The organism is Microbacterium mitrae (assembly GCF_008017445.1).
In the GTDB taxonomy this organism is placed as follows: Bacteria; Actinomycetota; Actinomycetes; order Actinomycetales; family Microbacteriaceae; genus Microbacterium; species Microbacterium mitrae.
Genome location: NZ_VRSW01000001.1, coordinates 818363 through 841533 on the forward strand (window position 1 = coordinate 818363; position 23171 = coordinate 841533).

General features: G+C 64.1%; 20 protein-coding genes. 10 read left to right on the forward strand and 10 right to left on the reverse strand.

The genetic code is table 11. The annotated features are described in order from the left end of the window. Nucleotides 1–20 precede the first annotated feature (20 nt). Together FVP60_RS03925 and FVP60_RS03930 are read right to left on the reverse strand one after the other, a co-directional pair. Entirely contained in the window at nt 21–1268 is a 1248-nt protein-coding gene (locus FVP60_RS03925; protein WP_147824932.1) for a class I SAM-dependent RNA methyltransferase, read from the reverse strand. Between the two features lie 79 nt (nt 1269–1347). Beyond that, nucleotides 1348–2031, reverse strand: a complete 684-nt coding sequence (locus FVP60_RS03930; protein WP_147824933.1) for an NUDIX hydrolase — start codon at nt 2029–2031, stop codon at nt 1348–1350. An 82-nt stretch (nt 2032–2113) separates the two neighbouring features. On the opposite strand from FVP60_RS03930, the gene FVP60_RS03935 reads away from it, so the two are divergent. Together FVP60_RS03935 and FVP60_RS03940 are read left to right on the forward strand one after the other, a co-directional pair. Beyond that, nucleotides 2114–2761, forward strand: coding sequence for a Maf family protein (locus tag FVP60_RS03935; RefSeq protein ID WP_147824934.1), 648 nt, complete (start codon nt 2114–2116; stop codon nt 2759–2761). A 78-nt stretch (nt 2762–2839) separates the two neighbouring features. Further along, nucleotides 2840–4606, forward strand: a complete 1767-nt coding sequence (locus FVP60_RS03940) for an acetyl/propionyl/methylcrotonyl-CoA carboxylase subunit alpha (protein ID WP_147824935.1) — start codon at nt 2840–2842, stop codon at nt 4604–4606. A 111-nt stretch (nt 4607–4717) separates the two neighbouring features. Here FVP60_RS03940 and FVP60_RS03945 read toward each other — a convergent pair whose 3' ends face one another. Continuing rightward, on the reverse strand, nt 4718–5512 hold the full coding sequence (locus tag FVP60_RS03945) for a hypothetical protein (RefSeq protein WP_147824936.1): 795 nt from the start codon (nt 5510–5512) through the stop codon (nt 4718–4720). Between the two features lie 80 nt (nt 5513–5592). Next, nucleotides 5593–7044: an NAD(P)H-quinone dehydrogenase gene (locus tag FVP60_RS03950; RefSeq protein WP_147824937.1), complete on the reverse strand. Its 1452-nt coding sequence runs from the start codon at nt 7042–7044 to the stop codon at nt 5593–5595. A 115-nt stretch (nt 7045–7159) separates the two neighbouring features. Here FVP60_RS03950 and FVP60_RS03955 point away from each other — a divergent pair, with 115 nt between their 5' ends. From FVP60_RS03955 to FVP60_RS03990, 8 genes are all read left to right on the forward strand, one after another. Beyond that, nucleotides 7160–7993, forward strand: a complete 834-nt coding sequence (locus FVP60_RS03955; protein WP_147824938.1) for a purine-nucleoside phosphorylase — start codon at nt 7160–7162, stop codon at nt 7991–7993. After that, entirely contained in the window at nt 7990–9660 is a 1671-nt protein-coding gene (locus tag FVP60_RS03960) for a phospho-sugar mutase (protein WP_246132448.1), read from the forward strand. The genes FVP60_RS03955 and FVP60_RS03960 overlap by 4 nt, the downstream gene beginning before the upstream one ends. A 142-nt stretch (nt 9661–9802) precedes the next feature. Then, nucleotides 9803–11242, forward strand: a complete 1440-nt coding sequence (locus FVP60_RS03965; RefSeq protein WP_246132449.1) for an MFS transporter — start codon at nt 9803–9805, stop codon at nt 11240–11242. A gap of 56 nt (nt 11243–11298) precedes the next feature. Then, nucleotides 11299–11913 carry a GNAT family N-acetyltransferase gene (locus FVP60_RS03970; RefSeq protein ID WP_147824940.1) on the forward strand — a complete coding sequence of 205 codons (615 nt, stop codon included), beginning with the start codon at nt 11299–11301 and terminating at the stop codon, nt 11911–11913. Beyond that, nucleotides 11913–12638, forward strand: a complete 726-nt coding sequence (locus tag FVP60_RS03975) for a TSUP family transporter (RefSeq protein WP_187240551.1) — start codon at nt 11913–11915, stop codon at nt 12636–12638. The genes FVP60_RS03970 and FVP60_RS03975 overlap by 1 nt, the downstream gene beginning before the upstream one ends. A 122-nt stretch (nt 12639–12760) precedes the next feature. Next, nucleotides 12761–14059, forward strand: coding sequence for a flavin-containing monooxygenase (locus tag FVP60_RS03980; RefSeq protein ID WP_246132450.1), 1299 nt, complete (start codon nt 12761–12763; stop codon nt 14057–14059). Beyond that, nucleotides 14056–15012 carry a bile acid:sodium symporter family protein gene (locus FVP60_RS03985; protein ID WP_147824942.1) on the forward strand — a complete coding sequence of 319 codons (957 nt, stop codon included), beginning with the start codon at nt 14056–14058 and terminating at the stop codon, nt 15010–15012. Before FVP60_RS03980 ends, FVP60_RS03985 begins: the two co-directional genes overlap by 4 nt. Continuing rightward, nucleotides 15009–15962 (forward strand): SDR family oxidoreductase, encoded by a 954-nt coding sequence (locus FVP60_RS03990; RefSeq protein ID WP_147824943.1) that lies wholly within the window; start codon nt 15009–15011, stop codon nt 15960–15962. The genes FVP60_RS03985 and FVP60_RS03990 overlap by 4 nt, the downstream gene beginning before the upstream one ends. Before the next feature lie 21 nt (nt 15963–15983). Here FVP60_RS03990 and FVP60_RS03995 read toward each other — a convergent pair whose 3' ends face one another. Genes FVP60_RS03995 through FVP60_RS04020 form a run of 6 tightly spaced genes read right to left on the reverse strand, consistent with a single transcriptional unit; the run spans nt 15984 to nt 23091 of the window. Further along, entirely contained in the window at nt 15984–17099 is a 1116-nt protein-coding gene (locus FVP60_RS03995; RefSeq protein WP_147824944.1) for an adenosine deaminase, read from the reverse strand. 37 nt (nt 17100–17136) lie between these two features. After that, nucleotides 17137–18429 carry a thymidine phosphorylase gene (locus FVP60_RS04000; protein ID WP_147824945.1) on the reverse strand — a complete coding sequence of 431 codons (1293 nt, stop codon included), beginning with the start codon at nt 18427–18429 and terminating at the stop codon, nt 17137–17139. Further along, a complete protein-coding gene (locus tag FVP60_RS04005) occupies nt 18426–18827 on the reverse strand; it encodes a cytidine deaminase (protein WP_147824946.1) in 402 nt (133 codons plus the stop codon). Before FVP60_RS04005 ends, FVP60_RS04000 begins: the two co-directional genes overlap by 4 nt. Nucleotides 18828–18836: 9 nt before the next feature. Continuing rightward, nucleotides 18837–20102 (reverse strand): ABC transporter permease, encoded by a 1266-nt coding sequence (locus FVP60_RS04010; protein ID WP_147824947.1) that lies wholly within the window; start codon nt 20100–20102, stop codon nt 18837–18839. Further along, complete coding sequence (locus FVP60_RS04015) at nt 20099–21583, reverse strand: ABC transporter permease (RefSeq protein WP_222705888.1); 1485 nt, start codon at nt 21581–21583, stop codon at nt 20099–20101. The genes FVP60_RS04010 and FVP60_RS04015 overlap by 4 nt, the downstream gene beginning before the upstream one ends. Continuing rightward, nucleotides 21580–23091: an ABC transporter ATP-binding protein gene (locus tag FVP60_RS04020; protein WP_147824948.1), complete on the reverse strand. Its 1512-nt coding sequence runs from the start codon at nt 23089–23091 to the stop codon at nt 21580–21582. Before FVP60_RS04020 ends, FVP60_RS04015 begins: the two co-directional genes overlap by 4 nt. Nucleotides 23092–23171: the final 80 nt, after the last annotated feature.

The following is a 23171-nucleotide window of genomic DNA, read 5'->3' on the forward strand; positions in this document are numbered from 1 at the left end:
TTGCGCCGTTTGACGCAGGCCTATGCCTGCTGCAGCAGAGCCACCGTCTCGAGGTGATGCGAGTGCGGGAACAGGTCAAACGCCTGAATGTTCGCAAGCTCGTAACCACGCTCGGCGAAGGTGCCGAGGTCACGGGCCAATGCCACCGGGTCGCATGCGACGTACACGATCGCGCGCGGGGCAAGCGTGGCAAGGTCAGAGACGACGTTCTTGCCAGCACCCGCACGCGGCGGGTCAATAACGACGACGCCATCGCGCAGGCGGGCCCGCTCACGCTCCGAGGCACCAGACAGCAGCGAGCGGGTGTAGCGGTCCACGCGAGCGGTCTCGGCGCGAGCGCCGATCCACTCGGAGAGGTTTTCTCCTGCGTGCTCGGTGGCGCGCGCGTTGGATTCCACGCTCGTCACGCGGGTTCCGCCAAGCTCCGCGATCGTGGCGGCAAACAGGCCAACACCGCCGTAGAGGTCAAGGTGCCAGGCGTTGGGGTCGACGTCAACGCCTGCGAGCGCGCGGCGTACCGCGCCGTCAAGGGTCGTGGCTGCGTCATGGTGAACCTGCCAGAAACCATCAGCATCAACGCGGAACTCGCGCTCGCCGACGCGCTCGGTGAGCACCTCGCGCTTGCTGGCCTGGCGCTCAACGGGCTGGCCACGCTCATCCAAAGTGCGGTTCAGTACCCGCACGTGGCCATCGGCGGCCTGAATGAGATCAATGCGGTCGGCGTTGTCGCCGTAAAGTTTGTCGGCAGCGCGCTCCACTGCGGCCGTTGCCAACGGCAGGTCGTTAACCTCGATAATGCGGTGGCTGCGGGCTGCGAACGGACCGATGCGACCGGCGTCGTCAACGTGCAGGCTGACGCGCGTGCGCCACCGGGTGCCGTCGGTCTGCCCGCCCACGCCCTTGACCCGAACGTCGGAGTCAATCTTGGCGAAGCGAGCGAGCGAATCGCGCAGCACCTTGGTCTTCAAATCGCGCTGGTGTGCGAGCTTGATGTGGCCGAACTCAGCACCACCGGGGCGAAGTGCCGGCGCGACCGAAACATCGGCCGCAGCCCACACGTGCGCCTGACGCTCGGGCGAAGCGTCGAGCACCTCAACGGTCTCGGCTCGCCAGAACGACGACTTGGAGTCATCGCTCACGCGGGCGCGTACGGTTTCGCCGGGGATCGCGTCAGAAACGAAGATGACCCGTCCTTCGTGGCGGGCGACGAAGATGCCGCCGTGGGCAACGTCGGAGATGGTCAGATCGAGTTCGTGGGGCGCGTGCATCCTTACAGAATCTCATGCCCGGCTGAATGACACCTCATCGGCGCACCAGGCGCTTGCGGCGCTCGCTCGATGGGCGCCGTTAGCGGAGGGTGAAGATGTCGCGTTCGTCGTCTTGGTTCCAGGCCCTTGTCCAGCCCGAGACCTCAAACAGGTGGTCCATGACAAGTGCCGTGAAGCCCCACACCGTGGCGCCGCCGATGTCAAAAGCGGGGCCGCGAAACTCCCCCAGCTCATGACGAAACACCGAAGTGAATCGGTTCGCAGGGTCCAGCAGTTCATCCACCGATGCCAGCCGCACCTCGTGCGTCTCTGCCGGATCCATCACCGTGACGGCAAGGGTTCGCGAACGCCACCCCACGATGGGCGACACCAGAAAGTTGTTGGCCAGCAGCGGCAAGTCAGGCAGTGCGCCAATCACCTCAACACCGGTGCGGTCAAGACCAGTCTCCTCTTCGGCCTCGCGAAGCGCCGTGTCAACGGCATCGAGGTCGTCAGCGTCGACGGAACCACCGGGGAAGGACACCTCGCCGGGGTGCGCCCGCAACGTATCGGCACGAATCTCGAGCAGCACATCGAGGTCAGCAGCCTCGAGATCGGTGGGCGCCAGATGCATGCGGTCGGGGCGCGGGCCAAACAGCGCCAGGACTGCGGATCGGCGCGCCTGCGCCTCGTTGACCGGCGGCAGATCCCGCAATGCGCTGCGATCGAGCAATCCACGGGAGAGCTGTGCGCGGGCGCCGAGCGCAAGAGAAGTGTCAGTCATGGCGCCACCGAGTCTAGGCCGGTTGCGCTCTCCCCCGGGCGATTTGCGCCGTTATGCCGAGCACCTTGCTAGCGTTTAAGCCATGCAGGTTTGTCTCGCCTCGACCTCCCCCGCCCGACTCATGTTGCTTCGCCAAGCGGGTATCGAGCCGCTCACCATCGCGAGCGACGTCGATGAGGATGCCGCTATTGCCGTCGCGGAAGCGGAGGCGGGCCGTCCCCTGACCCCCGAAGAGCACGTGCTGCTACTTGCCCAGGCAAAGGCCGCTGCCGTCGCCGCAGGGCTCGCAACCACGCACCCGGACTTCACCGGCATCGTGATCGGCGGCGACTCCATGTTTGCGCTCGATGGCCAAATCTTCGGCAAACCCCACACCGCCGAGGCCGCAACCGACCGCTGGCTGCACATGCGCGGTCGTTCCGGCGTGCTGCACTCGGGTCACAGCGTGCTGCTGGTGCAGCAGGGCGTCGTGGTTGACGCGGCCGATGACATCGCGCACGCCACGGTGCACTTCGTTGCCGATATTTCAGACGAAGAGATCGCAGCCTACGTCGCCACCGGCGAGCCGCTGGAAGTCGCGGGCGCCTTTACCGTCGATAGCCTGGGTGCTGCCTTCATCGATCGCGTCGAGGGCGACCCGTCAACCGTGGTCGGCATGTCGCTCTCCACGATCCGCGCCCTTGCTGCCCGCCTCGGAATCTCGTGGCCGACGCTCTGGAACCGCATGTAGGTTCCACTCAACGATTTTCTGATTACTTTATCGAGAGTGCGCAAAAACGACGACCGTTCGCTCGGTAGGCTGGCTTTCATGCCTCAAATCTCGAAGGTTCTCATCGCGAACCGCGGCGAGATTGCCGTACGTATCATTCGCGCCGCCCGCGACAGTGCGATCGCATCCGTCGCCGTCTACGCCGATCAGGATCGCGATGCCATGCACACCCGCATGGCCGACGAAGCCTATGCGCTTGACGGCGAAACCAGCGCCGACACGTACCTCGTCATCGACAAGATCCTGTCGATCGCCCGCCGCTCCGGAGCCGACGCCATTCACCCCGGCTACGGCTTCCTCGCCGAAAATGCCGACTTTGCCCGCGCCGTAATCGCCGCAGGCATCACCTGGATCGGCCCGTCGCCCGAAGCTATTGACGCTCTCGGCGACAAGGTGACGGCGCGTCACGTTGCCGAAAAGGTGGGTGCGCCTCTTGCTCCCGGAACCCCGGGGCCGGTTGAGACGGCCGATGAGGTCATCGCATTCGCACAGCAGGCGGGGCTTCCTATCGCGATCAAGGCCGCCTACGGTGGTGGCGGTCGCGGCCTCAAGGTGGCTCGCGACTTCGACGAAATTCCCGAACTCTTCGAGTCGGCAACGCGCGAGGCCATCGCCGCCTTCGGTCGTGGTGAGTGCTTCGTGGAGAAGTACCTCGACAAGCCGCGCCACGTTGAGACCCAGTGCCTTGCCGATTCGGCAGGAAATGTCGTCGTCATCTCGACGCGTGACTGCTCGCTGCAGCGCCGACACCAGAAGCTGGTAGAAGAAGCGCCCGCGCCGTTCCTCAGCGATGAGCAGAACGCGATTCTGTACGACGCCTCGAAGAAGATCCTCAAGGAGGTCGGCTACGTCGGCGCCGGAACCTGTGAGTTCTTGATTGGCGCTGACGGAACCATCTCCTTCCTCGAGGTGAACACCCGCCTGCAGGTGGAGCACCCGGTCTCCGAAGAGGTCACCGGAATCGACCTGGTTCGCGAGCAGTTCCGCATCGCAGCGGGGGACGAGATCGGCTACGACGACCCGACTCCCGTCGGCCACTCGTTCGAGTTCCGCATCAACGGAGAAGACGCCGGCCGCGGATTTCTCCCCCAGCCTGGCCCCATCAAGACGTTCAAGACGTTCGGCGGCCCCGGCATTCGCCTGGACTCCGGCGTCACCGCGGGCGACACGATTTCGGGCGCGTTCGACTCGCTGCTCGCAAAGATTATCGTCACCGGTCGTGACCGTGATGAGGCGCTGGCTCGCGCCCGGCGCGCGCTCAACGAGTTTGAAGTGACCGGCATGCCAACCGTGCTGCCATTTCACCGTCAGGTGGTCACCGAGCCCGCCTTCACCGCAGAAGACGGCCACTTCGGCATCTTCACCCGGTGGATCGAAACCGAGTTCGTCAACAACATCCCGGCGTGGGATGGCGAGCTGGAGACCCCAGAGGCACAGCCCGGCCGCCACAGCGTCGTAGTTGAGGTCGCAGGCAAGCGCCTTGAGGTCAGCCTGCCCGACCACATCGTCGCCACCCAGAGCGTTGGTCGCCCCGCGGCGGCTCCGCCCGCTCGCCGCTCGCACGCAGCCGGCGCCAGTGGTTCCGGCGCTTCCGGCGACGCCGTGAAGAGCCCGATGCAGGCAACCGTCATCAAGATCGCCGTCGAAGAGGGCCAGCAGGTCGTCAAGGGCGATCTGGTCGTGGTGCTGGAGGCGATGAAGATGGAACAGCCCATCCAGGCACACAAAGACGGCGTCATCGGCGCGATCAACGCCGAAGCTGGCTCAACGGTTTCTGCCGGCCACCAGCTGCTGACGATTAGCTAACGCGCTGACCGCAGGTCACCGAGACACAGTTTGGTCGGCGAGAAACCGGCGGCCACACTGTGTTTCGCCGACCAAACTGTGTCTCGCGGTGACATGGGGGCGGGCGGAGCGTTACGCAGCGCGCCTGCGGGCTGCGGCGTATGCACTCCACGAGTCCAGCTGTTCTTGCGCGCGAGCGGTTCCGAGTGAGGCACGAAAGTTCTCGTCGGTGACGGCGAGGACGATCGCCGCATACGTCACCCACGGATGAACATCGCTGGAGGCGGGCGCGAGCATGACCGGGGCATCGCTGCCGTCGGCACGGCGCACGGTGAGGCGAAGCCACATCACACCACGCTTCGACGATCGCGCAGACCCAGACGATTGCTCTGCGCGCACCGCCACAACGTCGCGCCACGGCACGATCATGTCTCCGGTCACCGTCGCGAACAGCAGGGCGGTCTCCCCAAGCGCCACCCCGAGCGGTCGCTCCCCAAACGAGCCGAGTCGCTTTCGCCCGACCGCGGCACGGGTGCCGCCGAGCACAAACAGGACCCCGATCGCGCCGATCACGGTACTCACAATGCGCACCAAGACGGCAGTCTCGGCCGAGTCGAAACGATCAACCAGCCAGCCGGCAACCCCGACGCCGACCAGAGCCGCCCCGACGGCGACCAACGTCACGACGACGCCAACGGACCGGCGGCGCTCACGAAAGAAGTGCACCCAGGTGTCGGGCGGCAACTCGGTGGCCTCGGTCAGGGTGACCGCGTTCACGAGCGTGCTGGTGCGGTCCGGCACCGTGCTGTCGCCCCACAACAGAGCACAGATGCCGCCGATCATCGCGCTTGCAACCATGACGGGAATATTCCAGGTCACGGCACCAAGCGCCAAGGCCACAACGCACGCGACAACGCCCAACAGCATCGTACGATTGGCGCGCGGCCACTGCCACTGTTCAGGCCACGCAACCGGCGGCTGCGTGGGCGTTACCGGCGTGTGAGGGATCACTCCCCCGAGTTGTCTCGCTCGACGAGGTGCATGGCACGCACGGCGTCGGTAATGGAACCAGTGAGCGAGGGGTACACCGCGAACACGCGGGAGAGCTGGTCGACCGTGAGGCGACGCTCCACCGCGACGGCGATCGGGTAGATCAGTTCGGAGGCCTTGGGCGCCACGATGACGCCACCGATGACGGTTCCGGAACCCTCACGGGCGATGACCTTCACGAAGCCGTCTTTGATTCCCATCATCTTCGCGCGCGGGTTGGCCGACAACGGCAACTTGTGCACCACACCGTTGATCTTGCCGTCTTCGACATCTTGCTGCGACCAGCCAACCGTCGCGATCTCGGGTGCGGTGAAGATGTTGGCGGTGATGCGGCGCTGTTCCATCGGAATGACAATGTCGCCGAGGGCGTGGAACACGGCGGTGCGACCCTGCATGCTGGCGACGGAGGCCAGCGGAATGAACGTGGTGCAGTCACCGGCGGCGTAGATGTTGGGAACCGACGTGCGACCAACGCGGTTAACACGAATGTGGCCGGAGTCGGTGAGCTGAATACCCGCCTCTTCGAGCCCGATGCCGGCGGTGTTGGGGATCGATCCGACGGCCATCAGGCAGTGCGATCCCTCGACCGTGCGGCCATCGGCCAGGGTGACGAGCACACCGGTTTCGGTGCGCTCCACCTTGTCGGCGCGGGACTTGTTCAAGACGGTCATGCCACCACGCGTGAAGACCTTCTCCAGCACGGCGGCCGCATCCTGATCTTCCGACGGCAGAATCTGATCGCGCGAGGAGACCAGGGTGACCTTGGCCCCCAGGTTCATGTAGGCCGACGCAAACTCCGCGCCGGTGACACCAGAACCGACGACGATGAGGTGCTCCGGAAGCGCCTTCATGTCGTACAGCTGCGTCCACGTGAGAATGCGCTCGCCGTCGGGCATTGCCGACGGCAGCTGACGGGGCGACGCACCAACCGAAACCAGAAGCGTGTCGGCCTCGACACGGTCAAAGTCGGTGCCGTCCTCGCCCGTCGAAACCACGACGGTGTGCTCGTCTTCGAGACGACCAAAACCGTTGATAATGCGGACGCCCGCCTCAACCAGGGCGGTGCGCATGTCTTCCGACTGCTGACGCGCCAGCGCCAGCAGACGCTTGTTGACGGCGGCGAGGTTGATCGCAACTTCGGGCTTGAGCGGCTTGCCCGATGCGCCCTTCGCGAAGAACTGCACGCCGAGGTCTGACGCCTCCGAAATCGCGACGGCGGCATCGGCCGTCGCGATCAACGACTTGGACGGAACCACGTCAGTAATGACGGCGGAACCACCGACGCCGGCACGCTCGATAAGGGTGACATCTGCGCCGAGCTGCGCGGCCGCGAGCGCCGCTTCGTAGCCACCGGGGCCACCACCCAAAATCGCGACGGACTGGGTGCGCTCAAACGAGAGTGAAGACATATTTCTATTCTCGCTCACCGGGGGCGCGTTGAAAAACGACACCCCTTCCTTTCGGGTGCACGGATGAGCGCGATTTCATCTGGCGCGCACGCGCAAGGGTTCCTAAAGTAGAGGAATGTCTGAAACGTGGGATAACCCTCTTGAGAACCCGGCCGCTGATCCGTTCGAGATCGCCGCCCAGGCCGCTGCTGACATTGCCCGTCTGACGGGCGTTGACCATCACGACATTGCGCTGACGCTGGGAAGTGGTTGGGGCAAGGCCGCCGACCTGATCGGTGAGACTGTGGCGACGATCCCGGCGACCGAAGTCACCGGCTTTTCGCGTCCGGCTCTGGCGGGTCACGTCGGAACCATCCGCAGCGTGCGCACGCCCGACGGCAAGAACGTGCTCGTGATTGGTGCGCGCACGCACTATTACGAGAACCATGGCGTGCGCCGGGTCGTTCACTCCGTTCGCACGGCCGCCGCCACCGGCGCCAAGATCATGGTGCTGACCAACGGCGCCGGCGGCATCAAGGAGACGTGGAACCCCGGGCAGCCGGTGCTCATCAGCGACCACCTGAACCTCACCGCCGACTCGCCGCTCGAGGGTGCAACGTTCATTGACCTTACCGATCTGTATTCGGCACGCCTGCGCGCCATTGCGCGCACTGTTGACCCCTCGCTTGATGAGGGCGTTTACACGCAGTTCCGCGGCCCGCACTATGAGACCCCGGCCGAAGTTCAGATGGCAAAGACCATCGGCGGCCACATCGTCGGCATGTCGACGGCGCTGGAAGCCATTGCCGCGCGCGAGGCGGGCATGGAGGTGCTCGGCCTGAGCCTGATCACCAACCTCGCCGCTGGTATTCAGCAGACTCCGCTGAGCCACGAAGAGGTTATTGAAGCCGGAAAGACCGCGGAGCCGATCATTTCGGCTCTGCTCGCGAAGATTATCGAGGCACTGTGACGATCGACCTCACCACAGCACTGCGCCGCGCCACGGCGTGGCTCGCGCAAGATCCTGACGATCAGACTCATCGCGAGCTCGATGAGCTCATCAACCGTGCAATGGACGGCAATCCGGCCGCGCAGGCGGAGATCATCGACCGCTTCGACTCCCGTCTGGCGTTCGGAACCGCGGGCTTGCGCGGCGAGCTTGGCGCTGGTTCCGCGCGCATGAATCGCGTGCTCGTGGCCCAGGCCGCTGCCGGGTTTGCCGCCTACCTGCGTGAGAAGAACCCCGACCACACCCCGACCGTGGTGATTGGTTATGACGGTCGCCGAAACTCCGACGTCTTCGCTAAAGACTCCGCCGAGCTGTTCGCTGGCGCAGGTCTTAAGGCCGTGCTGTTGCCGCGACTGTTGCCGACCCCGGTGCTGGCGTTTGCGGTGCGCCATCTGGGTGCTGATGCGGGTGTCATGGTCACCGCAAGCCACAACCCGCCGAACGACAACGGCTACAAGGTGTACCTGGGCGGCAACGACCAGGGCGCCCAGATTGTTGCTCCTGCGGACGCCGAGATTGCCGCGCACATCCAGCGCATTGCCGACACGCTTTCGGTCGCCGATCTGGAACGCTCCGAGGCGTATGAGATCGGCTCCGAGTCGATCGTCGACGCCTACGTTGCCGCGACCGCAGCCGTGGCTCCGGCACCGGCTGCCGCGGCTGGCATGCGTTGGGTCTACACCGCGATGCATGGCGTCGGTTGGGAGACCGTGAAGCGCGTGTTGGAGCGGGCAGGGTACCCACTGCCGGAGACGGTGTCAGCGCAGCTTGAACCCGACGGCGCATTTCCCACGGTGGCGTTTCCTAACCCGGAAGAGCCGGGCGCCATGGATCTGTCATACGAGACGGCCACCGCGGCCGAGGCCGATTTCATCATCGCGAACGACCCCGACGCCGACCGCCTCGCGGTGGCCATTCCCGCCCCCGACGGTTGGCGCCGCCTGACCGGCAACGAGGTCGGCCTCCTCCTCGGCTGGCGTGCAGCGCGCGCGGCCGAGGGCACGGCCGGCGCATCGCTCGCCTGCTCGCTCGTTTCATCCCCTGGGCTCGGAACGATCGCCGCGCACTATGGGCTCGACTTTCACGAGACGCTGACCGGCTTCAAATGGATCTCCCGCGCCCCCGGCATCGTGTTCGGTTTTGAAGAGGCACTCGGCTATCTCGTCAACCCAGAAACGGTGCGCGACAAAGACGGCATTTCTGCCGCCGTCGCGTTGCTGGGTCTGGCTGCGGCGGCTCGTGAGAGCGGAACCACGGTGGCGGGCTTGCTTGACGAGCTGAGCGAGACGTTTGGTCACTTCGCCAGCGGGCAGGTCTCGATTCGCGTTGACGACGTTGCCGTGATCGCCCGAATCATGGCGGCTCTGCGCGCCACGCCTCCCACCAGCATTGGTGATGATCCTGTGGTGAGTGCAGAAGACCTGCTTTCGGTGCCCGCCGATGAGCCGTCTGGCGACGTCCTGCGCTACCGCTTGGCATCGGGCTCCCGTGTGATCGTGCGCCCCAGCGGAACCGAGCCCAAGCTCAAGGCCTACCTTGACGCCAAGGCTGACTCCGCGGCGGCGTCGGCAGAGCGAATCACCGCGATGGAGAACGCGATGCGGGAGCTGCTTGATCAGCTGTCGTAACGACTTCCGATAACGCACCCCTGGTTCCGGCGCCCACAGCTTTGGAACCAGGGGTTTCGTTTGTAACAAAAATCACTACCCCAGTCGCGATATATCGTGTTACAGTTCCAACGCGATATATCGCGACTCACGAAGGATGATTATGGACGCCACCCCCACCGCTCAGCCGCCCTCTCGCTGGCTCGGCTCCGTCGTGACCTTCATGTCGGGCCAAACCGTGAGCCTCTTTGGCTCGATGCTCGTGCAGTACGCGGTGTTTTGGTACCTGACGCTGGAGTTCAAGTCGGGCTGGATCATGACGCTGGCCGCCGTCTTCGGCTTTCTGCCCCAGGCCATCGTCTCCGTGTTCGGCGGAGTGTGGGCCGACCGCCACAACCGCAAATACCTGATCATCATGGCCGATGCTTCTATCGCGATCACCACCCTTGCCCTCGCGATCCAGCTGATGACAGGCGAGGCACCACTGTGGGCCATCTTCCTCACGCTGGCGATCCGCTCGGCGGGCGCCGGTGTGCAAACCCCCGCCGTCTCCGCGATGATTCCGCAGATCACCCCGCCAGCACACCTCATCCGCGTCAACGGCATCCTGCAGTCCATCAACTCGGCGATGGCGCTGTTGGTTCCGGCAGCCGCCGGCGCCCTCTTCGCCGTCGCCGCGCAGGCGGCGGGCTCCTCCACTGCCGCCCTGGTTCCGATCTTCTTCATTGACGTGGTGACGGCTGCCATCGGCATTGGTCTGATCGCCTTCGTCAAGGTCGGCAAGGTCGAGCGCACGGGCGACGTCGAAACCGGCTACTTCACCGACCTCGTCGACGGCGTGAAGTACGTGGCAACGCACTCCTTCTTGCGATGGTTACTGGTGCTGTTCGCGATCGTGTTTATCTTGACCGTCGCACCCAGCAACCTCACGCCGCTCATGCTGGTGCGCACGTTTGGCACCGGCAACGAGTCGCTCGATATCGCGAACCTCACCATTTTGGAGATCGCCTTCAGCGTCGGCATGATGCTCGGCGGCGTTCTGATCGCCACCGTGTTCGCGAAGGTCAATCGCATCGCCGCGATCGTGGTGTCGTCGTTTGTGTTCGGCGCCCTATCGATTGGCCTTGGTCTCAGTCCCAACACCATCGTGTTCTTCGCCTTCATGTTCTTGGTCGGCCTCGCCGTGCCCTTCTTCTCCACCGCGTCGATGACGTTGATCCAGGAGACGGTGGAACCAGAGCGCCAGGGCCGCGTGTTTGGTTTCGTGAGCATCGTGATGGCGGTGGCTATGCCGTTTGGCATGGTGATTCTCGGCCCGCTCGCCGATGTCATCCCCATCGAAACCCTGTTGATCGCCGCCGGTGTGCTGACCTTTGTTGTCGTCGGCATTGCCATCCTCTCCCCCGCTGGTCGCCGCGCCACGGCAGCCGCTAAGGCGATGACGGGTGGCGGAACCATGGGCACCGCCGCGAGCGCGCAGGAGGATACGAGCACCGGACTGTTTGACGCTTCATCCATTCAGAACGCCACGGCCAGCGGATCCTCGGGCGCGGCGGCGGCCACGCTGGCGGACTCGGTGGCCGAGATGCGGGAAGAACAGTAGCTGAACGACCCAGCGCCGCGTCTGGCTGGGCGTGAGACGCACTCTATGCTCGTAGGGTGCGTCTCACTGAAATCACGACATTGCGATCTGAGCATGTTGTCTTAGAGCCGCTCACCGAGTCTCACAACGACGAGCTGAGCGAAGCCGCGGCAGAAATTACCGAAGACCTGTGGTTCACGTCGGTACCGCGCCCCGACCAGGTCATGGCCGACACCGCCTTTCGGTTGCAGCAGCGCGACAGCGGCCTGATGAACCCCTTTGTCGTGCGCCGCGCCACCGATGGCCGCGTCGTTGGTTCCACCACCTTGTGCAACCTTCTCGTCGACGTGCCACGCGCCGAGATCGGGTACACCTGGTACACGCCGGCGGCGCGCGGAACCGCGATCAACCCCGCCGCAAAACTCCTGCTGCTTCAGCATGCCTTCGAACAGTGCGTCGTCATTGCCGTTGAGTTTCGCACGCACGCCCACAATCTGCGCTCCCGCGCGGCCATCGCAAAGCTGGGTGCGAAGCAAGATGGCATCTTGCGTAACGACCGCGTCGGCCGCGATGGCACAATGCGCGACACCGTGGTGTTCTCGATTCTGCCGCACGAGTGGCCGACCGTGCGCCTCGGTCTCCGCGCACGCCTGGCACGCTTCGACGCTTCTCCCGGCACCGTCACGCCGTAGTGACTCTCGTTATTGCGGCTGCCGCGACGCTCATCGCGGCCATCATTCAGCGCATCACCGGGCTGGGTTTTGTGCTTGCCCTGTTTGGCCCGATGGTGCTGATCTATGGCGCCATGGAGGGTACGCGAATTGCTGTTCTGCTCGCGCTGGCGGCCTCCGTCAGCGCGCTGCCGTTTGTCTGGCGTGAGATTGATTGGCGCCGGGTTGCCTGGCTCGCCATTCCCGGAATCGCCGTCATTCCGCTCGGAGCCCTCGTGGTGCGAAACCTGAATGAGGGGTGGCTGTTGGTACTCATTGCGCTGCTGGCCTTCTTCGCGCTCACCGCCAACAAGATTTCGGCGCTGTCTCGCCTGTTCGTTGGTCGCACGGGCGCCATCGCCGCGGGGGCAGCGGCAGGCTTCATGCATGTCACTAGCGGGCTGTCTGGGCCGCCGCTTGCGGCCTATGCCATCGGTGACAAGTGGGGTCAGCGCAGCTTTACCGCGACCGTGCAGGCCATCTTCGCCATCCTGAGCGCCACCTCCGTTATCTCCCGAGGCCTGCCCACCTCCGACAGCGGCGGTGTCGTCATTCTCATCATCGTGACGGTTGTCGGCATCATCATCGGCACCATGCTGTCGAGGTTTGTGCCCCCGAGCATCGCCCGGCGCGCGATGCTGGCGATCGCCTGGGCGGGAGCGTTCGTCGCGCTCGTTCGCGGCGTCGCCATGCTGATCGCCGGGTGACGCCGCACACGCACACGTGCGCGCGACTCGTGTGCGCGTGTGCCGAGTGGCTGTGCCAGCACAATGAGTAGGATGGCGATATCGCCTACCCGAGGCGCACACTGTCGTGCGAGGAGTTTTTCGTGCCCCCACTGCCTTATGCCATCATCGGCGCGGGCCCCACCGGACTCGCTGCCGCCCGCGCGCTGCAAAAAGCCAAGATTCCGTTTCAGGGATATGAGGCGGCGAGTGGCGTTGGCGGGCTGTGGGACATCACGAATCCCCGCAGCACGATGTACGAATCTGCACACCTGATTTCTTCGCGCACCACCACGGAGTTCACCGAATTTCCGATGGCCTCAACGGCTGACTATCCGAGCCACCGCGAGCTGAAGAAGTATTTCGGAGACTTCGCCGCGCACTTTGGTCTTGCCGAGCAGTTTCACTTCAATACGCGCGTCGACAGCATTCGCCGTGATGGTTCCGACTGGCTCGTCACCGCAACCGGGGAGCACGGAACCGAGACGCAGCGCTATGCGGGCGTGCTGTTGGCCAACGGCACCCTGGCAGAGCCCAATGTGCCGACGTTCCGGGGCGAATTCACGGGCGAAATTCTGCACACCAGCGCCTACAAAGCTGCGACGCAGTTGGCCGGCAAGCGGGTGCTCATCATCGGCGCGGGCAACAGCGGGTGCGATATTGCCGTCGACGCGGTGCATCACGCCGCGGCGGTCGATATGAGCGTGCGGCGAGGCTACTACTTCGTGCCGCGCTACCTGTTTGGTCGCCCCTCTGACACGCTCAATCAGGGCAAGCCGCTACCCGCCAAGATCAAACAGTTCATCGACAAGCGCGTACTGCAGGCTTTCACGGGCGATCCGGTGCGCTTCGGGTTTCCGAAGCCGACCTACAAAATTTACGAGTCTCATCCCATCGTTAACACCCTGATCCTCAACTACCTCGGGCAGGGCGATCTCAGCATTCGCGCCGACATTGATCGGTTCGACGGAACCACGGTGCACTTTCGTGACGGCTCGTCGACAGAGTACGACACGGTGGTGCTTGCCACCGGCTACAAGCTTGACTACCCGTTTGCCGATCGGGCTGATCTGCACTGGGGCGGTGCCTCACCCGATCTCTATCTCAACGTCTTTCCGCCAAGCTTTAACGGACTGTACGTGTTGGGCATGATCGAGGCGTCGGGCATCGGCTGGCAGGGGCGGGCGGAGCAAGCCGAGCTCGTTGCGGCGTACCTGCGCGCCGAGCGCGAGGACCCGGAACGCGCGCGACAGTTTCGCGAACGCGTAGCCGCCGATCCCTGGCCCGATGTCACCGGCGGCTACAACTACCTGGGCCTTGACCGCATGAGTTACTACGTCAACAAAGACGCCTATCGCGGCGCGGTCGCGACGGCTACCAAGACCTTGAAGGTGGGCGCGTGAACATCGACGAGGTTGTTCTCAACTTCTCCCCCAATTCACTCGTGATGCTAAACGTGGTGCTGGCGCTCATCATGTTTGGCATCGCGCTCGATGTCGCACCACGCGACTTCAAGATCGTCGTCAAACACCCCAAGCCCTTCATCGTCGCGATTCTCGCGCAGCTTCTGGTGTTGCCTGCCGTGACCTTTGCGCTCACGCTGATTTTGCCGGTAACCCCGTCCATGGCGTTGGGCATGATCCTCGTCGCGTGCTGCCCGCCAGGCAATATTTCGCAGGTGCTCACGCACCGCTCCGGCGGCAACGTCGCGCTGAGCGTGTCGATGACGGCCGTCGGCAATCTGCTCTACATCGTCGCGATGCCGCTTTCGATCGCGTTCTGGGGTTCACTGCACCCTACCGCGCACGAACTGCTTCGCCGGGTCGAGCTCAACACCGGTCAGTTGTTGCTTGACGTGTTCTTGATTATCGGGTTGCCGTTTGTGCTCGGGCTGCTGATTCGGGCGAAGTTTCCCACCTTCGCCAAGCGGGTACAGCCGGCCGTGAAGTGGTTCAGCCTGATCGCACTGGTCGCCTTCATCGTGATCGCGCTGGTCGGCAACTGGTCGTTCTTCATCGCTTTTCTCGGCATCATCATCCTGGTGGTCACCGTGCATGACGCCGTCGCGCTTGCGATCGGATACTCCACCGCAGCGTTCGCTGGCCTTGGCACACGCGAACGCAAGGCGATGACGTTCGAGGTTGGCATTCGTAACGCCGGCCTCGGCCTCGGCCTCGTCTTCGCGTTCTTTGACGGAATCGGTGGGATGGCGATCGTGGCGGGATGGTGGGGCATCTGGGACATCGTCGCCGGCCTCATCGTCGCAAGCCTCTGGGCGCTTCACACCAAGCGTAAGACCGGCTCTGCCACCGGCGATGCGACGCGTCACGCGGCGGCAACCCCTGACGCCGCATGACCCGCGTTCTCATCACCGGTGGTTCCGGTTTTCTTGGCTCTCACGTTGTCGCGGCGCTCGCCGAACGCGAAGACGTTGACACCGTGGTGTCGGTCGACGTGCGCGAGGCGCCCGAGTCGCGGGCTGGCGTCACCGAAGTCCTCTGCGATATCACCACCCCTGGCGCCCTGGAACCCGTCATCGAGCGCTACGGCATCGATACTGTCGTGCACCTCGCGGCGATTGTGAACCCCGGACACAATGTCGAGCTGGAATACCGCGTTGACGTCACCGGCTCCCGCAACGTGCTTGATGCGTGCATCGCCACGGGGGTGCGCCGCCTGGTCGTCTCCAGCTCAGGCGCCGCCTATGGCTACCGCGCCGACAACCCCGCCTGGATTACCGAGGCGTGGCCCACGCGCGGCAGCGACGAGTTTCCGTATTCCCGCCACAAGGCGCTCGTCGAGCAAATGCTTGCCGAGGCGCGGGATACCCACCCGAAGCTGGAGCAAGTCGTCTTTCGCATCGGAACCATCCTCGGTGCGGGGGTGAAGAATCAGATCACCGCGCTGTGGGATGGCAACCGCATTCTGGCGATTCGTGGTTCCGAGTCGCCCTTCGTCTTCATCTGGGCAGATGACGTCGCCGCGGCCATGGTGCGAGCCTCAACCGGGGGCCCCGCCGGAGTCTTCAATATCGCCGGAACCGGTTCAATGACGGTCACCGAGATTGCGCAGCGACTCAACAAACGCGTGCTGCGCGTACCCGCAGGCCTGCTGGCTGTCGCGCTGGGCGTCGCGCGCGCGATGCGGTTGACGGTTCACGGACCGGCGCAGGTCGGCTTTCTTCGCTACCGCCCCGTGCTCGATAACACGGCGCTGCGCGAGACGTTTGGGTATGTTCCGTCGCACACCTCAGCCGAGGCCTTCGAGCACTACCTACAAACGCATCCCGGTGTTGCTCGCGCCTAGGCGAGCAGCACCGGGTGCACGTTATTTTTCGAAGCCCTCGGCGATGATTTCGATCAGTTCTTCGCGCTCTTCAACCGCGAGGAACGCGCCGGCGGCGGCGTTGAGCTGGAACGCCTCAATGTCGTCGAGCGTGTACTCGAAGGCGTCGGCGAGAAGCTTGAGCTCACGCGTCAGCGATGTGCGGCTCATGGTGCGGTTATCGACGTTAACCGTGACGGCGAAACCGAGCTGATACAGCAGGTCAAACGGGTGATCGACCATGTCGGTCCCCCATGCCGCGATCGCCCCGGTTTGCAGGTTGGAGCTCGGCGACAGTTCAAGCGGAATCTCACGATCGCGCACCCAGCGGGCAAGGTCGCCGAACTGTACGCGCACTTCCTCATCGTCGCGGGCGACAACGTCGAGGTCTTCGGCCAGGCGCACACCGTGACCCAATCGCAGGGCACGACCGTCGATGAGTGCGGAACGGATCGAGTCGAGCCCTGCCGCCTCGCCGGCGTGCACCGTGGTCGGGAAGAAGTTGGCAGCCAGGTAGTCGAAGGCCTCGCGATGGCGAGCAGGCAAGAATCCGTCTTCTGGCCCGGCAATATCGAAGCCAACGGCGCCGCGTCCGCGGTTTTCAACCGCAAGCTTGGCAATTTCTAGCGAACGATCGGTGTGACGCATGGCGGTGATCAGCTGACCAACGCGAATGTCGTGCCCGCGGCTGGAAGCCGCGTCCTCGCCCTCCTCGATGCCATCTTGAATCGCGTCAACCGCCTGCTGCAGCGTCAAGCCACCGGCGACGTGCTGTTCCGGAGCCCAGCGCATTTCGCCGTAGACCACGCCATCACGGGCTAGATCTTCGACAAACTCGCGAGCAATGCGGGTGAGCGCGGCCTCCGTCTGCATGACGCCGGTGGTCAGCTCGAACGTCTTCAGGTACTCAACGAGCGATCCTGAGTCGCTCTGCGTTGCGAACCACGCATCGAGCGCCTTCGCGTCGGCGGCGGGTGCCTCAATGCCGTACTCGTCTGCCAGCTCCAGAATCGTCGCCGGGCGAACGCCGCCGTCGAGGTGATCGTGCAACGACACCTTCGGCAGGCTACGCAGCGAGACGCCTTCGAGCTTGGCGTCACCGTGCTGGTCGATAGACATGAGTTACCCCTGTTCTGGCAGTGATGAGAGAGCGAAATTACGCGGTGATGCGCTCACGCACGAGCGGACCACGGCCAGGAGCCGTGTCTCCAATCTCCCACGCTCCCTCGAGGGATTCAAGCGCACGGGAGAAACGAGACTCGTCGTTCGCCGACAGTGTGAATAGCGGCGCTCCTGCTTCAACCGTATCGCCCAGCTGGGCGTGCAGATCAATACCGGCGGCGTGAATCACCGGATCCTGCGGGCGGGCACGGCCAGCTCCCAGGCGCCACGCCGAGATTCCGAATGGGAGGGCCTCAAGCCGCGTGATAACACCGGATCGCGGCGCGAACACGGTGTGCGTCTCGTTCGGCTGCGGAAGCGGGGCATCCGGGTCGCCATCCTGAGCGGCGATCATGCCGCGCCAGGCGTCCATCGCACGGCCATCCTTCAGCGCGGCTTCAACATCGGCGTCCGGCTGGCCAACCAGCGAGAGCATTTCTCGTGCCAGCGCGACGGTGAGCTCGACCACATCGGCCGGGCCGCCACCTGCCAGTACCTCGACAGACTCACGCACCTCATTGGCGTTACCAATAGCGCGACCCAGCGGGCTGTTCATATCGGTCAGCAGCGCGGTCGTCGCAACGCCGGAGTCGGTGCCCAGCGCAACCATCGTCTGCGCCAATTCGCGCGCCCGATCAATGTCTTGCATGAAGGCGCCAGAGCCGAACTTCACGTCAAGAACCAGCGCGCCGGTTCCTTCCGCGATCTTCTTCGACATGATGCTCGAGGCGATCAGCGGAATAGCCTCCACCGTGCCGGTCACGTCACGAAGCGCGTACAGGCGCTTGTCTGCGGGAGCAAGGCCCGAGCCTGCGGCGCAAATAACCGCGCCAACCTCACTGCCCAGCTGCGCGAACATCTCTTCGTTAGTCAGCGCCGCACGCCAACCCGGAATCGACTCCAGCTTGTCAAGCGTGCCGCCGGTGTGACCAAGGCCACGGCCGGAGAGCTGCGGAACCGCGACGCCGAACGAGGCAACCAGCGGAGCCAACGGCAGGGTGATCTTGTCGCCGACGCCACCGGTGGAGTGCTTGTCAACGGTCGGCTTGCCGAGCCCGGTGAAGCTCATGCGCTCCCCCGAGGCGATCATCGCGTCGGTCATCACACGAATCTCATCGCGCGTCATACCGTTCAGCAACACCGCCATGGCGAACGAGGCCATCTGCGCGTCGGTGACGTACTCACGCGTGTATGCGTCGATCATCCAGCGCAACGCGTCTTCAGCGATCGGCTGGCGATCGCGCTTTGCGCGAATCACATCAACGGCGTCAAATGCTTCGATTGTCATCGTCCATACTCCTCAAGGTCACGCGGACCAAAGGCGTCGGGCAGCACCTCATCAATCGTACGAATGCCCGAAACGGTCTCCAGCAGCATGCCGGGTAGCGCGTGCTCAAACAGCAACTGCCGGCAGCGGCCGCACGGCATCAGGGTTGCCCCGTGGCCGTCAACGCACACGAAGGCAACGAGCTTGCCGCCGCCGGTCATCGCCAGTTGCGATGCCAAGCCACACTCGGCGCACAGCGTGACGCCGTACGACGCGTTCTCGACGTTGCAGCCCGAAACAATGCGGCCGTCGCTGACCAGGGCTGCGGCTCCGACCGGGTAGCGAGAGTAGGGCACGTAGGCATTCTTCATCGCTGCGGTTGCTGCCGTGCGCAGCTCGTCCCAGTCAATATCCGTCATGATTCTCCGTTAGTTCTTGATGTAGGGCTGGCCCGAGGCTGCCGGCGGGCGTGCCCGACCGACGAGACCGGCAACCACGAAGATCGTCAGCAGGTACGGAACCATCGCGAGGAACTGGCTGGGAACGCCGGAGTTCATCACCGACAGCTGCGACTGCAGGTTGGTGGCAAAACCAAACAGCAGCGCGGCAAGAGTCGCCTTGATGGGATCCCACTTACCAAAGATCACGGCGGCCAGCGCGATAAAGCCAGCGCCCGCGGTGATGTTCTCACCGAACTCCGGGTTGACCACGAGCGTGTAGTACGCGCCGCCGATACCGGCGATGCCACCAGCCATCATCACGTTGAGGTAGCGCGTGCGAGCAACCTTGATACCAACGGTGTCGGCAGCCTGCGGGTGCTCACCAACGGCGCGCAGACGCAGACCCCAGCGGGTGCGGAACATCGCGAACGACACCGCAAACACGATCACGTACATGATGTAAACCAGCACCGACTGGTCAAAGAACACCGGCCCGATGATGGGAATATCGCCGAGCAGCGGCACCTTGACGCGCGGAAGAAGCGGCGGCGCGTTGAGGCCAGCAGGGTCAAGCCATGCCTTCACCAAGAACGTCGTGAGGCCCGCGATCAGCACGTTGAGCACCACACCAACGATGACCTGGTTGACGTAGTAGGTGATGGCGAAGACCGCGAGCACCAGACCGATGAGCGCTCCCGCAACCACGGCAGCAACCAGACCCCACCACGGCGAGCCCGTCATGGTTCCGACCGCCGCTGCGGTGAAAGCGCCGCCAAGCAGCTGCGCTTCAATCGCAATGTTGACGACACCGGCGCGCTCGCCGATCACACCGCCCAGCGCACCCAGCACCAGCGGAATGGCCAGTGCCAGGGCTCCGGCAAGCAACGGAACCACGGTGAGCATCTTGCCTGCGCTTGCCCACGTGGCAAATGAAAACACCAGGGCGAAGATGTACAGCGCGGTGAGCCACAACGGCATCTTCTTGCCCTTGTTGGCAAGAGCGAAGGAGTAGGCGGCGATGGCCAGCATCACCAGGGCGGAGGCGATGCTGACGGGGCCAGCAGGAATCGGAATGATTCCCTCGCCACCGGAGCACAGCACCTGAACACAGAAGTTTGCAACGTCGTGGCGCGGAACCAAGACCACCAGCGCGCTGAGCGCCAGGGCCACGACCGTCATCACGATGGGGTTTTTCAGCGAGCGCACGACCACGGTGCGCGGTTCGACAATCGTCGACATCTCAGCGCTGGTCATTTCTCGGATCCTTCCTCGTCGATGGGGTCGACTCCGACCGCATCAGACTCCACCGGCTCGACGTTTCCTTCGGCGAGGTCCGTCAGCACCTGGGCGTCTGCCGCATCCTCAGCGATCACCTCGGGAGTGATTTCAACCGCAACGTCGGTGACAACCTCAGAGCCTGCGGCATCGGTCACCAGCGTTTCGGTCGTGACGGCGGTCACGGTTCCGGCGGCGGCCGCGACGAGCGAAGCACGATCGGCGGCGGCGCTCTTTCGAGCCTTGCGCTCCTTACGCGACGGCTTGCCCGGCTTCGGGAGGCCGAAGATCGCGCGCACCAGGGGCGGCGCGGCGATGAACAGCACGATGAGTGCGAGCACGATATCGACGAGCTCGGCCGGAACCTGAGCGATCTTCATCGTGACCGAGCCTGCCTGGAACATGCCGAACAGCAAGCCGGCGGCGAGGATACCGAACGGCGTGGAACCACCCAGCAGCGCGACGGTGATCGCGTCGAAGCCGATACCGGCATCGACACCGTCACCGAAGGGCGCCTTGCTGGAAAGTGCCAGAGTCACGCCGGCGATGCCGACGAGGGCACCGGCGATCAGCATGCCGAGGAAGTACATGCGGCCAACGTTGATGCCAGCGGTGCGGGCGGCGGCCGGGTTTTGGCCGACAACACGCATGCGGAAGCCGAGGCTCGACTTTTCCAACAGCCACCACACGAAGAACACCGCAGCGATGGCGATCAGCAGACCAACGGTCACGCGGTACTGGTCACCGAAGAGCTTGGGCAGCACGGCCGTCTCCGCCATATAGCCAGACTTGACGTTCGAGGAGCCAATAGCCTGCAGCAGCCACTGCGTGCCCAGGGCAAACAGCAACAGGTAGCGCGCCACGTGGTTCAGCATGATCGTCACGATCACCTCGTGGGCACCGGTGCGGGCCTTCAGGATTCCGGCGATACCGGCCCACAGCGCACCAAACGCGATACCGACGACGAGGGCGACGATCAGGTGGATGCCGGCAGGCAGTTCCATTCGAGTCGCGACCCAGCCAGCACCGGCGGCGGCGAGCAGAATCTGGCCCTGACCACCAATGTTGAACATGCCAACGCGGAACGCGAGACCAACACCGAGACCGGCGGCGATCAGCGGGGTCGCTTCGTGCAGCGAGTTCATCAGGCTGGCAATGCCCTGCTCGAACGTCGGCTTGGTGTAGTCGTAAATGGCACCGCGGAACAGTGCAGAGTACGCCTCAGAGATGGCGTTGCCAGCAGCCGAGAGCATGTCTTGCGGCTTCGCGAAGAAGTAGCCCGCGGCCGCCTGCACGTCTGCGTTTGTGAAGACGATCAGGAGGGAGCCCGCGACGATGGCGAGCACGAAAGCGCCAAGCACCACCGGAAACTGGCTCATCATGATTTCGCGGCCGACGCCGTCAAAGCGGCCCTTCTTAGGAGCCTGCGTCGTCGTTTGGGTCATCGTTTCGGTAGTCATGCGTCGATTCCTTCCGCGGCGATGCCGGCCATCATCATGCCGAGAGTGTCGCGGGAGGTGTCGCCGGGCACAATGCCGACAACCTTGCCGCGGTACATCACCATGATGCGGTCGGCCAGAGCCGCGACCTCATCCAATTCTGTGGAGATCACGATGACCGGAACCCCGGTGTCGCGCGTCTCAATAATGCGCTTGTGAATGAACTCGATCGAGCCCACGTCGACGCCACGCGTTGGCTGGGCCGCCACGAAGAGCGAGAGGTCGTGACCGAGCTCTCGTGCCAGCACGACCTTCTGCTGGTTTCCGCCGGAGAGGCGGCCTGCAGCCTGATCGGGGCCCTGGGTGCGAACGTCGAACTCTTTGATTTCTTTACGCGCGTAGTCGTTCAAGAACCGGCGGCGAATGGTTCCAAATCGGGAGAACGGCTCACCGTAGGAACGAGTCAGCAGCAGGTTTTCTGCGATCGAGAATTCGGCCACGAGGCCATCAACCTTGCGGTCTTCTGGAACGAAGCCGACGCCCTCTTCCACGATGTCGCGCACAGAACGGCCGACCAGCTCGGTGCCGTTGAGCGAGATCGAACCGCGCGTCTTCGGCTGTAGGCCCATGATGGCCTCGGTGAGTTCGGTCTGGCCGTTGCCCTGCACACCGGCGATGGCGAGCACTTCACCGGCGTGAACCTCGAACGAGACATCGTCAACCAAGACAACGCCGTTGGGGGCAATCACGGTGAGGTCGCGCACCGCAAGGGCCACCTCGCCCGGGTTGGCGTTGCCCTTGTCGACGGTGAGCGCGACGGCGCGGCCAACCATCAGCGAGGCAAGCTCTTCGTTGGTGGCGGTGGGGCTGGCCTCACCGACGACCTTGCCGAGGCGGATCACGGTGATGCGATCGGCAACGGCGCGCACTTCGCGCAGCTTGTGGGTAATAAAGACGATGGCGGTGCCCGCGTCGCGCAACTGCTTCATGGTTGCCATGAGCTCGTCGGTCTCTTGCGGGGTGAGCACGGCGGTGGGCTCGTCAAAAACGAGCACCTTCGCATCGCGCGAGAGCGCCTTGATGATCTCAACGCGCTGCTGCACACCGACCGGGAGGTCTTCGACGACCGCATCCGGGTCAACGTCAAAGCCGAAGCGCTGAGAAATGGATCGCACCAGCTCGCGTGCGGCGTTCAGATCGAGCACGCCGAGCTTGTTGGGCTCGTGACCGAGCATCACGTTTTCAGCAACGGTGAACACCGGAACCAGCATGAAGTGCTGGTGCACCATGCCAATGCCAGCCGCCATCGCGTCTCCGGGGCCGGAGAAGGATTGCACCTCGTCATCGAGGAGGATGTCGCCGTCGTCGGCCTGATACAGGCCGTAGAGAACGTTCATCAGCGTGGACTTGCCAGCGCCGTTCTCTCCCAGGAGGCAGTGAATCTCACCGGGGTTGACCACCAGATTGATGTGGTCGTTTGCGGTGAGAGCGCCAAACCTCTTCGTAATGTCGCGCAGCTCGAGCTTCATGGTCAGATCCTAGTGAGCAGTAGTAGTCGAGGGCTATGCCCTGCGGTGGACAGGAGAGGGAGGCCGGCATACGCCGACCT